At 68.2% G+C, this 14,557-nt stretch carries 13 protein-coding genes; 10 read left to right on the forward strand and 3 right to left on the reverse strand.

The window, feature by feature from the left end; genetic code table 11:
- The first annotated feature begins 62 nt into the window (after positions 1-62).
- From WHX56_RS04885 to WHX56_RS04895, 3 genes are read left to right on the forward strand one after another with little or no spacing between them, the layout of a single operon-like run.
- Positions 63-797 carry an amino acid ABC transporter ATP-binding protein gene (locus tag WHX56_RS04885; protein ID WP_129241878.1) on the forward strand — a complete coding sequence of 245 codons (735 nt, stop codon included), beginning with the start codon at positions 63-65 and terminating at the stop codon, positions 795-797.
- A gap of 5 nt (positions 798-802) precedes the next feature.
- Positions 803-1,858, forward strand: a complete 1,056-nt coding sequence (locus WHX56_RS04890) for a GntG family PLP-dependent aldolase (protein WP_338880609.1) — start codon at positions 803-805, stop codon at positions 1,856-1,858.
- A 42-nt stretch (positions 1,859-1,900) separates the two neighbouring features.
- On the forward strand, positions 1,901-2,806 hold the full coding sequence (locus WHX56_RS04895; RefSeq protein WP_338880610.1) for an EamA family transporter: 906 nt from the start codon (positions 1,901-1,903) through the stop codon (positions 2,804-2,806).
- A gap of 83 nt (positions 2,807-2,889) precedes the next feature.
- Here WHX56_RS04895 and WHX56_RS04900 read toward each other — a convergent pair whose 3' ends face one another.
- Complete coding sequence (locus WHX56_RS04900) at positions 2,890-3,186, reverse strand: acylphosphatase (RefSeq protein WP_129241825.1); 297 nt, start codon at positions 3,184-3,186, stop codon at positions 2,890-2,892.
- Positions 3,187-3,346: 160 nt separating this feature from the next.
- Between WHX56_RS04900 and WHX56_RS04905 the strand changes: the two genes are divergently transcribed.
- The 4 genes from WHX56_RS04905 to WHX56_RS04920 all read left to right on the forward strand — a co-directional run bounded on the left by WHX56_RS04905 (position 3,347) and on the right by WHX56_RS04920 (position 7,724).
- Entirely contained in the window at positions 3,347-4,243 is an 897-nt protein-coding gene (locus WHX56_RS04905; protein ID WP_129241826.1) for a phytanoyl-CoA dioxygenase family protein, read from the forward strand.
- Between the two features lie 204 nt (positions 4,244-4,447).
- Entirely contained in the window at positions 4,448-5,611 is a 1,164-nt protein-coding gene (locus WHX56_RS04910) for an alpha-hydroxy acid oxidase (protein ID WP_338880611.1), read from the forward strand.
- Positions 5,612-5,700: 89 nt separating this feature from the next.
- Entirely contained in the window at positions 5,701-6,774 is a 1,074-nt protein-coding gene (locus WHX56_RS04915; protein WP_129241828.1) for an extracellular solute-binding protein, read from the forward strand.
- Positions 6,775-6,788: 14 nt separating this feature from the next.
- Entirely contained in the window at positions 6,789-7,724 is a 936-nt protein-coding gene (locus tag WHX56_RS04920) for a glyoxylate/hydroxypyruvate reductase A (RefSeq protein ID WP_338881744.1), read from the forward strand.
- A gap of 23 nt (positions 7,725-7,747) precedes the next feature.
- Here WHX56_RS04920 and WHX56_RS04925 read toward each other — a convergent pair whose 3' ends face one another.
- A complete protein-coding gene (locus WHX56_RS04925; RefSeq protein ID WP_244235063.1) occupies positions 7,748-8,644 on the reverse strand; it encodes a LysR family transcriptional regulator in 897 nt (298 codons plus the stop codon).
- Between the two features lie 249 nt (positions 8,645-8,893).
- On the opposite strand from WHX56_RS04925, the gene WHX56_RS04930 reads away from it, so the two are divergent.
- The 3 genes from WHX56_RS04930 (at position 8,894) to WHX56_RS04940 (ending at position 13,733) form a co-directional block, all read left to right on the forward strand.
- Positions 8,894-9,817 carry a Bug family tripartite tricarboxylate transporter substrate binding protein gene (locus tag WHX56_RS04930; protein WP_287753903.1) on the forward strand — a complete coding sequence of 308 codons (924 nt, stop codon included), beginning with the start codon at positions 8,894-8,896 and terminating at the stop codon, positions 9,815-9,817.
- 135 nt (positions 9,818-9,952) lie between these two features.
- A complete protein-coding gene (locus WHX56_RS04935) occupies positions 9,953-11,995 on the forward strand; it encodes a hydantoinase/oxoprolinase family protein (protein ID WP_338880612.1) in 2,043 nt (680 codons plus the stop codon).
- Between the two features lie 7 nt (positions 11,996-12,002).
- On the forward strand, positions 12,003-13,733 hold the full coding sequence (locus WHX56_RS04940; protein WP_338880613.1) for a hydantoinase B/oxoprolinase family protein: 1,731 nt from the start codon (positions 12,003-12,005) through the stop codon (positions 13,731-13,733).
- Here WHX56_RS04940 and WHX56_RS04945 read toward each other — a convergent pair.
- On the reverse strand, positions 13,720-14,523 hold the full coding sequence (locus WHX56_RS04945; protein WP_129241833.1) for a GntR family transcriptional regulator: 804 nt from the start codon (positions 14,521-14,523) through the stop codon (positions 13,720-13,722). The two genes, WHX56_RS04940 and WHX56_RS04945, sit on opposite strands and share 14 nt — an antisense overlap.
- Positions 14,524-14,557 lie beyond the last annotated feature (34 nt).

A 14,557-nucleotide genomic window follows, 5' to 3' on the forward strand; every position in this document is an offset into this window, starting at 1 on the left:
CGTTTCCCGTCCCTTCCAAGTTATCCACAGGTTCAACGATGCAAGATATCCCCAAGCCTCCGATGATCGAGATCAGCCGGGTCAGCAAGTGGTACGGCGCGTTCCAGGTGCTGGACGATTGCTCGACGACCGTCGGCCGCGGCGAGGTCGTGGTGGTCTGCGGCCCGTCCGGGTCCGGCAAGTCCACGCTGATCAAGACCGTGAACGCGCTGGAACCTTTCCAGAAGGGCGACATCGTGGTCAACGGTATTCCGGTGGGCGATCCGCGCACCGACCTGCCCAAGCTGCGCGCCGTGGCCGGCATGGTGTTCCAGCATTTCGAGCTGTTCCCGCACCTGTCGGTGACCGAGAACCTGTGCCTGGGCCAGGTCAAGGTGCTCAAGCGCGGCAAGGACGAGGCCCGCCAGCGCGCGCTGGCGCTGCTGGAGCGAGTGGGCCTGTCCGCGCACAAGGACAAGCACCCCGGTGAACTGTCCGGCGGCCAGCAGCAGCGCGTGGCGATCGCCCGCGCGCTGTCGATGGATCCGGTGGTGATGCTGTTCGACGAGCCGACCTCGGCCCTGGACCCCGAGATGGTCAACGAAGTGCTGGACGTGATGACCGACCTGGCGGGCGACGGCATGACCATGATGGTGGTGACCCACGAAATGGGTTTCGCCCGCCGCGTCGCCGACCGCGTGATCTTCATGGACGGCGGCAAGATCGTGGAGGACTGCGCAAAGGAGCAGTTCTTCGGCAATGTGGAGGAGCGTGCCCCGCGCACGCGCCAGTTTCTTTCAAAAATTCTGCAGCACTGATAGCCATGACCCAGCGTATCCCCGCCGCCCGGCGCGCCCGCGTCGACCTGCGCAGCGACACCGTCACCCACCCCACCGAGGCGATGTACGAGCGCATGCGCGCCGCCCCGATCGGCGACGACGGCCTGGACGGCGATCCCACCGTGCGCGAGCTGGAAGCGCACGTGGCCGCCACCCTGGGCAAGGAAGCCGGGCTGTTCGTGCCGAGCTGCACCATGGCCAATCTGCTGGCGGTGCTGGCGCAGGGGCTGCGCAATGAACAGGCCGTGCTGGAATCGTCGGCCCATATGTACACCTCGGAGCGCGGCGCCGCCACGTTCACCGGGCTGTTCTACCTGGGCGTGGCCGGCGCCGACGGCGCCATGGACCTGGGCCGCCTGGAAGAGGCGCTGCAATCCGGCGGGCACCGGCTGAAGACTTCGCTGGTGGCGATGGAAACCTCGCACAACAACGCGGGCGGCACGGTGCTGCCCCTGGACCACATGCAGGCGGTCTACGGCATGGCGAACGCGGCCGGCGCGGCGGTGCACCTGGACGGCGCCCGCCTGTTCAACGCCGCCGTGGCGCTGGGCGTGGCGCCCGGAGCCATTTCCCGCCACGCCGACACGGTGTCCCTGTGCCTGTCCAAGGGCCTGAGCGCGCCCGTGGGCGCCGTGCTGGCCGGAGGCCGTTCCGTCATGGCCAGGGCGCGCACGCTGCGCCGCATGCTGGGCGGCACGCAGCGCCAGTCCGGCATCATGGCGGCGGCCGGCCTGGAAGGCGTGCGGACGATGGGCGGCCGGCTGGCCGAGGACCACGTCCGCGCCCGCCGGCTGAGCGACGGCGTCAACCGGCTTGCGCCGGCGCTGTCCGCGACCGTGCCGCAGACCAATATCGTGCAGGTGGAGACGGCCGGCACCGGCATGAGCAACGCGGAGTGGGTCGCGGCGCTGCTGGCCGCCGGCCTGTTGGTCCGCCCCTGGGGCCGCACGCGCCTGCGCTGCGTAACGCACCGCCACATCGGCGACGAGGACATCGATGCCGCCGTGCGCGCCTTCGAAATGGTGCTGAACGCCCGCTGATCTGCTCCGTTCTCCGGGGCGCGCCCGGTGCGATAATGCCGCATGTCCACGACCCACCTTTCCCGAAAAGACTATCTCTGCGCATTGGCGGTCGTTGTCATCTGGGGTTCGAACTTCGTCGTCATGAAGATCGGCATGCGGGGCCTTTCCCCCATGATGCTCGGCGCTTTGCGCTTCGCCCTGGCGGCCTTCCCCCTGGTCCTCTTCGTGCGTCCGCCGCGCCTGCCCTGGCGCTGGGTCGCGGCCTACGGGCTGGTGCAAGGCCTGGGCCAGTTCGGGCTTCTCTTCACGGCGCTGAAGTTCGGCATGCCGGCCGGCATGGCTTCGCTGGTCATCCAGACCCAGGCGTTCTTCACGCTGCTGCTGGCCGCGCCCGTGCTGCATGAGCGCGCCCAGCGGCACCATTGGATCGGGCTGTGCGTGGCGGCGCTGGGGCTGGCGGTCATTGCCGGCGGCCGCGGCGACGGGCCCGGCCAGATGACGATGCTGGGCTTTGCGCTGACGCTGGGCGGCGCCTTCATGTGGGCCGTGTCCAATATGATCGTGCGCCTGGCCAGCCGCAAGGCGCCGGGCTACGACCCGTTCGCCTTCATCGCCTGGAGCAGCGCCGCGCCGGTGCTGCCCTTCCTGCTGCTGGCCGTGCTGATCGACGGCTGGGATCCGGTGGTCGGCATGGTGACGGGCATGGGGTGGGGCGAGGCGCTGTCGGTGCTGTACCTGGCGGTGCTGGCGACCTTGCTGGCCTACACCCTGTGGACGCAGTTGCTGACGCGCCACGCGGCCGCCAAGGTCGCGCCGTTTTCGCTGCTGGTGCCGGTGGTGGGGTTGTGGGCGGCGTCCGCGGCCTTCGGCGAAAGCCTGCTGCCGATGCAATGGCTGGGGGCGGCCGGCGTCCTGGCCGGGCTGGTGCTCAACCAGTTGGGCGGGCGCTGGCTGCGCACCCGCTGAGCCTGGCGGCCGGCCCTCTCCAGCGCCTCCGCCGTTTCTCCCCCTATCGGACTACGCCTCGCCGCCGGGCAAGGCTGGGGGCCCTATAGCTGCTCAAAGCGGATGTAACGCTTGTCCGTGTACTCCCTGCGCGTCGTGAGCTCTTTCACGTCCGCGCCCGGGGGGCCGCGCCGCAGCCATTCCAGCATGTGGTCGACCTGGTCGGGCGTGCCTTGCACCATGGCCTCGACCGTGCCGTCCGGCAGGTTCTGCACCCAGCCCGTCGCGCCCAGCAGATGGGCGCGGCGGACCGTGGCATGGCGGTAGCCCACGCCCTGCACCGTGCCGCTGACGGTGACGTGGACAGTTTCGATGTGGGAGGCGGAGTTGGGGTCTTGCATGGGTTTCCTTCGGATGATGCGCCGCCCTTGGCGATGTGCGTAGGCGGTATTGGCTACAGCGGATGGTCTATAGGCCCCGGGGGCATCGAAGCGATACGTTAGAGCTCATGTCAAAACGTGCCAACGGGGACACCCACTACCAGAGCTTGGAGAAGCCATTATGGAAGAGACCAGTTTGTTGTCGGAAGCAGAGACAGCGCGCTACAGGGAACAAGGGTATCTGGCCCTGAAGGACATGTGCCCGCAGGACGAGGTGGGGTACATCCGCAGGACCCTGATGGATCTGTTCACGAACAAGACCGGCTACAACGAGGGTGCGCAGTACGACTTCGTCAGCCGCGACGATCCGTCCAAGCCCGCCAAGTTTCCCAGTTTGCACGATCCGCGCCATTATGCCCCGGGCCTCCTGAAGACCACGTATCACGAGCGCACGCTGGAGCTGGCTCGCCAACTGCTGGGCGAGGACGCGGCCCTCTATGGCGAGCACGCCCTGCTCAAGCCCGGCCCCAACGGTCCCGAGACCCCCTGGCACCAGGACGAGGCGTTCCGGTCGCCGGATTTCGTCTACAACGAACTGAGCATCTGGCTGGCGCTGCAACCCGCCACGACGGAGAACGGCTGCATGCAGTTCATCCCGGGCTCGAACAAATGGGAGGTGCTGGAGCATCGGTCGCCGGGGGGCGACAAGAGCCTGCATCCGCTGGAATGCTGCGGCGATTTCCCCCGCGAACAGGCGGTGCCCGAGCCGCTGGCGCCGGGCGGCATCACGGTGCACGACGCCCGGACGCTGCATTTCACCGGCCCCAATACCTCGCAGGCGCCGCGCCTGGCCTACATCCTGATCTACAACACGCCGCCGGTCTACAAGCCGGGCCGCCGCGAATTTCCATGGCTGGAAGGCCGCTGGACCGACAGCCAGACCCGCAAGAAACAGTGGCACAAGCGCGGCGGACTGGCCGTGGACGTGATGCGCCGCCTGCCGGCGGCGCGGCTGACCAGCCCGCGCTGGGTGGCGTGGGCCACGATCCGGGCCGTATCCAAGGTCTGGCCACGATAGGGGGCGCAGGGGACGGAAGAGCCCTTGCGGCAGGGGGGCGACCGAGGCCGGCAAGCGACGCTTGCCGGCCTCGGCGCGTATACTGGGCGGCGCCGCGGGGTTCGTGAGCCCGGCGGAACCGCCTGGGCCGCCCGCAGCCGGTGGCCCCGGGATCTAAAAATAATGAATCGCAACTGGCGCCCCCCTCACTCCAAAGACCACTCCATGACCGCTAACCTTTCTACGATCACCTGCATCGAAGATTTGCGCGCCGTTGCGCAGAAGCGCGTGCCGCGCATGTTCTACGACTACGCGGATTCCGGCGCCTGGACCGAAGGCACCTATCGCGCCAACGAAAGCGACTTCCAGAAAATCAAGCTGCGCCAGCGTGTGGCGGTGAACATGGAAGGCCGGTCGCTGCGCACCACCCTGGTGGGCCAGGACGCGGTCATGCCGCTGGCGATTTCGCCCACGGGCCTGACCGGCATGCAGCATGCCGACGGGGAAATCCTGGCGGCCAAGGCGGCGGCCGATTTCGGCGTGCCCTTCACGCTGTCCACCATGAGCATCTGCTCGCTGGAAGACGTGGCGGAGGCGACCCGCAAGCCGTTCTGGTTCCAGCTCTACGTCATGCGCGACCGCGAATTCGTGGGCAACCTCATCGACCGCGCCAAGGCCGCCGGCTGCTCGGCGCTGGTGCTGACCCTGGACCTGCAGATCCTCGGCCAGCGCCACAAGGACATCAAGAACGGCCTGTCGACCCCGCCCAAGCCCACCCTGCGCAACCTCATCAACCTGGCGACCAAGCCGCGCTGGTGCATGGGCATGCTGGGCACCAAGCGCCGCACCTTCGGCAATATCGTCGGACACGCAAAGGGAGTGAGCGACCTGTCGTCGCTGTCTTCGTGGACGGCCGAGCAATTCGACCCGCGCCTGAGCTGGGACGACGTCCAGTGGATCAAGCAGCGCTGGGGCGGCAAGCTCATCATCAAGGGCATCCTGGACGTCGAGGACGCGCAACTGGCCGCCAACAGCGGCGCCGACGCGCTCATCGTCAGCAACCACGGCGGACGCCAACTGGACGGCGCCATGTCGTCCATCGCCGCCCTGCCCGCGATCGCCGATGCCGTAGGCTCGAAGATCGAGGTGTGGATGGACGGCGGCATCCGTTCGGGCCAGGACATCCTGAAGGCCGTGTCGCTGGGCGCGCGCGGCACGATGATCGGCCGCGCGTTCCTGTACGGCCTGGGCGCCTACGGCCAGGCCGGCGTGACCCGCACCCTGGAGATCCTGTACAAGGAAATGGACACGACCATGGCGCTTTGCGGCCGCCGCTCCATCGAGCCCGGCGACCGCAGCATCCTGCTGCCGGGGACCTACCCGACCTGAAAAGGCCGGCACCGACGAGAAAGCCTGGACGCGCGCGTCCAGGCTTTTTTTGTCGCTGAATCACAAGAGGCTCAAACGCGGGAGTCACCATGACGGACAGGAAAAAGAGCGCGGCGCGCTGGCGGCGCGCGGGGAAATGGCTGCTGGGCGCCGCCTTCGCGGCGCTGCTGCCGGCGGGCGCGCTGGCGCAGCAGAAGACGCTGTACGTCGGCATGAACGGCGGCGACATGGAGCGCGCGTTCACGCAATACGTGTTTCCGGATTTCGAGCGCGCCAACGATGTGAAGATCGTCGTGGTTCCGGGCACCTCGACGGACGTGCTGGCCCGCGCGCAGGCCTTCAAGGACAAGCCGCGGATGCACGTCATGTTCCTGGACGACGGCATCATGGCGCGCGCGATCTCCATGGGCCTGTGCGAGCCGCTCAACGACGATCCGGTGCTGAAAGAGCTGTACCCCACCGCGCTGATGAAGGGCCGCATGGCCGCGGGCATCGACGTCGGAATGACGGGCCTGGGCTACAACACCCGGATATTCGCCGACCGCGGGTGGGCCCCGCCGGCCTCCTGGATGGACCTGGCGGATCCGAAGCACAAGGGCAAGGTCGTGTTCCAGTCGGCTTCGGGCAGCACCTTCGGCCTGCATGCGTTCCTGATGTTCAACCGCATCCAGGGCGGCGACGACCGGAATCTCGAACCGGGCTTCCGGCAGTGGCCGGCCTTCATCGGCCCCAATGTGCGGGAATACATTCCCAATTCGGACAAGCTGGCGGAGATGATCCAGTCCGGCGAGGCCGCGATCTTCCCGCTCACGCCGACCGCCATTTCCCGTCTGAAGCGGCGCGGGATCCCCGTGGAGTACGCCCATCCGAGGGAGGGGGCGGTGATCCTGATGGTGGGCGAATGCGTGGTCGCCGGGAACAGCGAGCCCGAACTGTCGCAGAAGCTGGCGCTGTACCTGCTTTCGGCGCAGGCGCAGGCCAAGGCGCTGGAATGGGCGGGCAACTTCCCGTCCAACAAGAACGTCCAGGCGCCCGCCGACAACGCCGAGGCGCTGAAACGCTTCCAAGGGTATATGGCGAACGCTAAGATCGTGGACTGGGACCAGATCAACGCGGCCCGGCCGGCCTTCAACGCCCGCTGGAACCAGACGATCGAACGTTGAACCGAAGGACCGACATGCGGCTCATCATCAATTCCGGCGGGGCTCAGGCCATCGACGACTGGCGCGCGAACTTCCAGGCGTTCGCGCCCGGACTGGAGGTGGCCGGCTGGCACGATGACGTCGACCCCGCCAGCGTGGACTACGCCCTGGTCTGGGAGCCCGACCCCGGCCGGCTGGGCACGTTCCCGAACCTGAAGCTCATCATCAGCGCCGGCGCCGGAGTGGACCACATCCTGGCCGATCCGCAGTGGCCGCGCCACGTGCCGATCGCGCGCATGGTGACCGCCCGCACCCAGACCGAAATGGCCGAATTCGTGCTGACGTCGGCGCTGATGCTGACCCGCGACATCAAGCGGGCTGTGGACAACCAGGCGCGCCGGCACTGGGAGTTCTTCGATTCCGTGCGCATCGCCGCCGATCTGCGGGTCGGCATCATGGGCCTGGGCCACCTGGGCGTGGCGTCGGCGCAACTGCTGTCGCGCGTCGGCTTCCAGGTCAGCGGCTGGTCGCGCGGGGCGAGCCGGCTGGAGGGCCTGCCGAGCTACGCCGGGCAGGACCAGTTCGGCGCGTTCCTGGCCGCGGCGGACATCCTCGTCTGCCTGCTGCCCGCCACCGATTCCACCCGCGGCATCCTCAACGCCGCCACGCTGTCGCGGTTGCCCCGCGGCGCCTGTCTGATCAACGCGGGCCGCGGCTCGCACATGGTCGCGCGCGACGTCGTCGCCGCCCTGGATAGCGGCCAGTTGAGCCAGGCCGTCCTGGACGTGTTCGACGAGGAACCCCTGCCGCCGGAATCCCCGCTGTGGTCGCATCCGGGCATCATCGTCACGCCGCATTGCGCGGCGATTCCGGACCGCCGGGAACGCGCGCGGCATACCGCGTTCCTGATCGCCGCCAACGAGCGCGGCGACGCCTTGCCGAACGTCTACGACGCGCGGCGGGGATACTGACCGGCGCCGGGCGCGCCTGCGGCCTAACCGAGCACGCCGGCCAGGTACTGGCGCAGCCAGGCGTGCGCGGGATCGTCCTGGTAGCGTTCGTGCCAGTAGAGCGACACCGCGATCGGCGGCAGCGTCAGCGGCACCTTCTGCGTGACGATGCGCGCGCTGCCGGCCATGGCGCGGGCGATGCTGACGGGCATGGTCGCGATCAGGTCCGAGCCTTCCACGATGAACGGGCACACCAGGTAGCTGGACAGGGTCGCCACGATCTTGCGGCTGCGGTTGTGGCCCATCAGGATGCGGTCGATCGCGGTGCTGAAGTAGCGCGTGTGCGCGGCCAGGTCCAGGTGGCCGTAGCTCAGGTAGGCGTCCAGGTTCCAGCGCTTGCGCAGGCAGGGATGGCCTTCGCGCACGATGCATACGGCCGGCTCCTGGTACAGGAAGCGCGTGCGCAGGTCGGGCGCCGGGTCGGGAAAGTAGCCCGCGATCAATTCCACGTGGTTCGTGTCCAGCATGCTCAGGCCATGTTGCGGCCGGGCCGGCACGATCTGTAGCTGGAAGTGCGGCGCGTCCACGGCCAGCCGGGGAATCAGCCTGGGCAGCAGCGTGTATTGCACATAGTCGGTGGCGTAGAACGATAGCGTGCGCGACGAATGCGCCGGATCGAAGGCCTCGCGCGTGCGCGTGGCGCGATGCCAGCCCTCCAGCAGCGGCTTGAAGTTCTGGTGCAGTTCCAGCGCCCGCAGGCTGGGCTGCCAGGCGCCGCCCTCGCGCACCAGCAAGGGGTCGCCGAATAGCTGGCGCAGCCGGTTCAACGCCGCGCTCATGGCCGGCTGGCTGATATCGAGCAGTTCGGCCGCGCGCGACACGTTGCGGCAGGCCATCAGCGCATCGAAATGCAAAAGCAGGTTCAGGTCCGGATTCTTCACCGAGGCGCCCCTATAAATGGCGTTTATACAAATATAAACCTGCGGGGCTGCTGTCATCGAATCCACAGGCCTAGCATGGCCTTGTTGTTGCAGTGAACGAGGATTCGGCGGGCTCTTTCCGAGGCGCCGGACATAGGCCGGACACGCATGATCCGGCCACAAGGAAGTTCTATCAACAAGGGGAAACCAAGCATGGACCTAGGGCTTTTACGCAGTTGCTGTCGCATTGCCGCCGGTGTCGCATTGTCTGTGGCGGCCGGTTCGGCCAGCGCCGCCTGGCCGGAAAAAGTGATCCGCATCGTGGTGCCGTTCGCCGCGGGCGGGTCCACCGACCTGATCGCGCGCAAGGTGGCGGAAGGGCTGGGCCAGCGCCTGTCCGCCAACGTCATCGTCGAGAACCGCCCCGGCGCGGGCGGCACCGTGGGCACGGAGTACGTGGCCCGCCAGCCGGCCGACGGCTACACCATCCTGATGGGATCGGTCAGCACGCACGGCAGCGCGCCCTGCGTCTATTCCAAGCTGCCCTACGACGCCGTCAAGGACTTCACGCCGCTGGCCGTGGTGGCCACGATTCCCAACGTGATGTCGGTGAACCAGTCGGTGCCCGCCAACAACCTGCAGGAATTCGTGGCGCTCTTGAAGAAGGAACCCGAGAAGTATTCCTTCGCCTCCAACGGCCAGGGCACGTCCAATCACCTGGCCGCGGAACTGTTCAAGACCACCGCCGGCGTGTCCATCGTGCACGTGCCGTACCGCGGCTCCGGACCGGCGCTGATCGACCTGGTGGGGGGGCAGATCAATATGATGATGGACGTGGTGATGACGTCCTACCCCTACATCAAGGACGGCAAGATCAAGGCGCTGGCGGTCACGTCGCCGCAGCGTTCTTCCATGCTGCCCGACGTGCCCACGGTGGCGGAATCCGGCTACCCGGGCTACGAGGCCATGGTGTGGTTCGGCATGCTGGCGCCGGCGGGCATGCCCGAACCGCTGCGGCAGAAGCTCACCGACGGCCTGGTGCAGACCCTGCACGCGCCCGCCATGAAGACCTATCTGGAGCAGCAAGGCGCGCAGGTGTCCGACGTGGCGGGCCCGGCGTTCGGCACCATGATCAAGGACGAGATCAGCAAATGGTGCAAGGTGGTGAAGCAGGCCGGCATCCACCTGGACTGATCCCCCTCTTCCGCGCGCCGCCGGCACGGGATTCCGTGCGGCATCCAGCCCGCCGGCACGCGCGGCGGCCGGGGAGGATTTTTTTCCGCGAGGCCGGCGCAGGCGGCCTGGCAAGACTTTATCTGGAACAAAAACATGTATCGCATAGGGATAGACGTCGGAGGCACGTTTACCGATTTCACGATGATCGACGAGGACGCCGGCGTGGTGCACTTTCACAAGGTGCCTTCCACGCCGCACGATCCCTCGGAGGCCATCGCCACCGGCATCGGCCAGATGCTGGCGGAGCACGGCGTGTCGCCCTCGCAGGTGTCGCACGTGGGGCACGGGACGACGGTGGCCACCAATCTCATCATCGAGCGCAAGGGCGCGCGCGTCGGACTGATCACCACGCGCGGCTTTCGCGACGTGCTGGAGATCGGCCGCCAGACGCGTCCGCACCTGTACGACTACAGCGTGGGCAAGCCGCCGGTGGCCGTGCCGCGCGAGTTCCGCGCCGAAGTCGACGAGCGCGTGAACGCGGCCGGCGAGGTCCTGAGCGCCCTGGACGAAGAACAGGTGCGGGCGGCGGCGAACCAGTTCGCGCAGGCCGGGATCGAGGCGGTGACGATCTGCTTCCTCCACGCCTACCGCAACCCGGCGCATGAGCGCCGCGCGGGGCAGATCGTGGCCGAAGCCATGCCGGATGCCTACATCAGCCTGTCTTCCGACGTGCTGCCCGAATTCCGCGAGTACGAGCGCCTGTCCACCACGGTGCTGAACGCGGCGGTGGGGCCGAAGATGGCGCGCTATCTCGAACGCTTTCTTCAGCGGGTGCGCGACCTGGACATCCGCCACGAGCCGCACACCATCCATTCCAACGGCGGCCTGATGTCGATCGCCACGGTGCGCCAGTATCCCGTGCGCACCTGCCTGTCCGGCCCGGCCGCGGGCGTGGTCGGCGCCGCGGCGGTGGGCCGCGCCATCGGCAGCCCGGACCTGGTGACCTTCGACGTGGGCGGCACCAGCACGGACGTATCGCTGGTGTGCGACGGCCGTCCGTTGTTCACGTCGCACCGGCACGTGGCGGGATATCCGGTCAAGACGCCGATGGTCGACATCCACGTGATCGGCGCGGGGGGCGGCAGCATCGCGTGGCTGGACGACGCGGGCGCGCTGAAGGTGGGCCCGCACAGCGCGGGGGCGGTGCCGGGCCCGGTGGGCTACGGCCGCGGCGGCCAGGAACCGACCATCACCGACGCGGAGATCGCCTTGCAGCGCCTGAATCCCGTGGCCCTGCTGAACGGCCGCATGCCGGTGCATGCGCAGGCCGCCCGCGAGGTCATCGAGCGGCGCGTGGCCGAACCGCTGGGGCTGGGCATGGAAGCGGCGGCCGAAGGCATCCTGCGCATCGCGGCGGCGAACATGAGCCGCGCCATCCGCGCGGTGTCGACCGAGCGCGGCTACGACCTGTCGCGCTTCGCGCTGTACGCCTACGGCGGCGCGGGGCCGCTGCACGCGGTGGAGGTGGCCGAGGAATGCGGCATTCCCACGGTGATCGTGCCGCAGGAGCCCGGCACCATGTGCGCCCGCGGCATCCTGCTCAGCGACATTTCCTTCGACTTCGTGCAAAGCGAAATCTCGCTGGCCGGCGAAGCGACCTGGCCGGCGATCTCCGCCATCTTCGACGGACTGCGCGCGCAGGCGCGGGACTGGCTGGCCGCCGAGCGCGTGGACCCCGCGCTGCGCGTCTGCCACAGCGCGATCGACGCGCGCTACGAAGGCCAGAACTTCGAAGTGCAGGTCGGCCTGGACGATACCGGCGCCGGCGGGTACGCCGAGTTCGCGCGCCGCTTCGCCGAGGCGCACGAACGCGAATACGGCTACACGGTGGACGACCGCAAGGTGCAGATCATCAACTGCCGCATGCAGGCCGTGGGCCAGGTGGTGAAGGCGCCGCTGGCGCCGCGCCACGTGGGCGGCGCGCTGGAAGACGCCAGGATCGGCGAGCGCAAGACCTATTTCGGCGCCGGGCGCGGCTGGCTGGATACGCCGGTCTACGACCGCGACCGCGTGCCCACCGGCGCGCGCTTCACCGGCCCCGCGCTGCTGGAGGAAATGAGCTCCACCACTGTCGTGGGCGTGGGGCACGACGTGACCGTGGACGAATACGGCAACCTGATCATCCGTTTGCAGTGAGGCTTGCATGAACAAACCCAATAATCCCGGCGCCGCCGCCGCGCTGTCGGACCCCATCGGCATGGAGGTGTTCTGCAACCGCCTGCTGTCCATCACCGAGGACATGAACAACACGCTGGTGCGCGCATCGTTCTCGACCAACATCAAGGAACGCAAGGACTGCTCCGTGGCGCTGTTCGACGCCCAGGGCCGCCTGGTGGCCCAAGGCACGCAGATACCCTTGCACCTGGGTTCGCTGGACGGCGCGATGGGCGCGATCCTGCGCGCCTACCCCCTGGACCGGATCCGCGAGGGCGACGTCTTCATCTGCAACGACCCCTATCTGGCCGACGGCAGCCACCTGCCGGACATCAACGTCGTCACCCCGGTATTCTGGGACGGCGCGCTGCGCTTTTTCGCGGCCAATATCGCGCACCATTCCGACGTGGGCGGCGCGGTGCCGGGCTCGATCGCGGGCGGGCTGAAATCCATTTTCGAGGAGGGCATCCGCATTCCCGCCTGCCGTATCGCGAAGCACGGCGAAACGGACGAAGACATGCTGCGCCTGATCTGCGCCAACACCCGCGACCCCGAGGAGCGCGTGCTGGACCTGCGCGTACAGATGGCCACCAACCGCCGCGGCGCGGCCGCCGTGCAGGGCCTGATCCGCCAGATGGGCCTGGAGGCGGTGCTGCGTTCGGTGGACGACGTGATCGCCTATACGCGCCGCCGCCTGCTCAACCGGATCGCCGAATTACGGCAGGGCAGCTATACCTTCCGCAGCGACCTGGACGACGACGGCATGGGCGGCGACCCCGTGCCCATCCAGGTGACGCTGACCGTCGGCCCGGACAACCTGCACTTCGATTTCGAAGGGTCGGGCAAGCAGGCGCGCGGCGCGATGAATCTGCCGTTCAATGCCTTGCGGGCCTGCGTGTACTACGCCGTGAAGGCCCTGCTGGATCCGGACCTGGCACCCAACGCGGGCCTGTTCGATCCCATCACCCTGTCCGCGCCCGTGGGCACCATCACCAATCCCGAGCATCCCGCGGCGGTGGGCGCGCGTTCCATCACGGCGCAGAAGGTGGCCGGCGCGATCTTCGGCGCCTTCCGCGGCCTGCTGCCGCCGGAGAAGATCATGGCGTCGAGCAACGATTGCTGCCCGGCGATCGTGTTCTCGGGCCGCTGGCGCGAGCGCGCCGGGCATTTCGTGTACCTGGAAACGCTGGGCGGCGGCGCCGGCGCGCGCCTGGATACCGACGGCATGGACGCGGTGCACGTGCACATGACCAACACGTCGAACCTGCCGGTGGAAGCGCTGGAAAACGAGTATCCGCTGCTGATGGACGAGTATGCGCTGATCCAGGATTCGGGCGGCGTGGGCCGCACGCGCGGCGGCATGGCGATCGCCAAGCAGATCCGCGCCGTGGGGCCGGGCATCGTGTTCTCGGCGCGCTCGGACAGCCACACGGTGGGCGTGGCGGCGGGCGTGGACGGCGGCGGCGATGGCAGGCGCGCGCGGCTCATCCGCAACTTCGGCACGCCGCGGGAAGAAGAGTTGTTTTCCAAGACCGCGAACATCGCGCTGGCGCCCGGAGAAAGCGTGCGCATCGAAACGCCCGGCGGCGGGGGATACGGCGCGCCCGCCGAACGCCCGCGGGCGCGCATCGAGCGGGACCTGGCGGACGGCAAGATCAGCGCGCAGGCGGCTCGCGCTGCCTATGGCGAGCGCGCCGCGGGGGACGTCACCCCACGTTGAGGGTCATGGAGTACTTCATTTTGTCGTGGGGGAACGTGGTGATGGTGGCCAGCAGCAGCACGCCGCCATCGCCGTAGTAGCGGCGCGTGATGACGAAGCCCGCCGTCCTGGGTTCGACCTGGAGCTGCCTGGCCATCGTTACGCCGATGGGCGTGGCGGAGAACTCCTGGTTGACCTCGGTGATGCGGTCGCCGAAGTGGTCTTCGATCAGGCGCAGGAGCGAGATGCGCGATTTGATTTCGACCCGCAGGTCCGAATGCGCGGGATCGGTGTAGATCAGCGTGCAGGCGGCGGCGGTGTCCTGGTCGTCCAGCGTTTTGATGGAGTTGATATGCAGCCAGGACAGGCCGGGTTCGCAGCCCAGCGTTTCGGCGAGCCGCTTGCCGAGCTTGATGGTGCGCACGTCCTGCACCAGCAGCGCGGCGTTGCGGGCGTACTGCAGCAGGTCGGGGAACTGCGAAATGCGTTGCGTGAAGCGGGTGCGGGCGCTGGCGGTCTCCACGCGTGTGCCCACGCCGGGGCGGCGCGAAACCATGCCCGCCACGGTCAGCATGCGGATCGCTTCGCGGATGGTGTGGCGGCTGGCGTTGAACTGATCGCAAAGCTCGTGCTCGGTGGGCAGCAGCGTCATGACGGGGTAGCGGCCCGAGCGGATGTCCTGGGAAAGCGTTTGGTAAATGCTCTTGTAGCGGGGGCCGCCGGACGTGCCGCCGGGAGCCGGCGACTCCGGCTTGCCGTGCGCTTGCCGTGCTCCGCCGGGGCCGGCCGCGCGCTCGGAGGATCGGGTCATGGGGAGGCTCCTAGGATCGTTATATGGGGTTTGT

This window comes from Achromobacter veterisilvae (assembly GCF_037619525.1).
Classification (GTDB): domain Bacteria; phylum Pseudomonadota; class Gammaproteobacteria; order Burkholderiales; family Burkholderiaceae_B; genus Achromobacter; species Achromobacter veterisilvae.

What these genes read in the sequence shown, in the direction of transcription:
- WHX56_RS04915 (WP_129241828.1), top strand. Translation starts at nt 5,701, where the DNA reads ATGACGGACAGGAAAAAGAGCGCGGCGCGCTGGCGGCGCGCGGGGAAA.
- WHX56_RS04885 (WP_129241878.1), top strand. Translation starts at nt 63, where the DNA reads ATGATCGAGATCAGCCGGGTCAGCAAGTGGTACGGCGCGTTCCAGGTG.
- WHX56_RS04905 (WP_129241826.1), top strand. Translation starts at nt 3,347, where the DNA reads ATGGAAGAGACCAGTTTGTTGTCGGAAGCAGAGACAGCGCGCTACAGG.
- WHX56_RS04920 (WP_338881744.1), top strand. Translation starts at nt 6,789, where the DNA reads ATGCGGCTCATCATCAATTCCGGCGGGGCTCAGGCCATCGACGACTGG.
- WHX56_RS04945 (WP_129241833.1), bottom strand. Translation starts at nt 14,523, where the DNA reads ATGACCCGATCCTCCGAGCGCGCGGCCGGCCCCGGCGGAGCACGGCAA.
- WHX56_RS04935 (WP_338880612.1), top strand. Translation starts at nt 9,953, where the DNA reads ATGTATCGCATAGGGATAGACGTCGGAGGCACGTTTACCGATTTCACG.
- WHX56_RS04890 (WP_338880609.1), top strand. Translation starts at nt 803, where the DNA reads ATGACCCAGCGTATCCCCGCCGCCCGGCGCGCCCGCGTCGACCTGCGC.
- WHX56_RS04895 (WP_338880610.1), top strand. Translation starts at nt 1,901, where the DNA reads ATGTCCACGACCCACCTTTCCCGAAAAGACTATCTCTGCGCATTGGCG.
- WHX56_RS04940 (WP_338880613.1), top strand. Translation starts at nt 12,003, where the DNA reads ATGAACAAACCCAATAATCCCGGCGCCGCCGCCGCGCTGTCGGACCCC.
- WHX56_RS04900 (WP_129241825.1), bottom strand. Translation starts at nt 3,186, where the DNA reads ATGCAAGACCCCAACTCCGCCTCCCACATCGAAACTGTCCACGTCACC.
- WHX56_RS04910 (WP_338880611.1), top strand. Translation starts at nt 4,448, where the DNA reads ATGACCGCTAACCTTTCTACGATCACCTGCATCGAAGATTTGCGCGCC.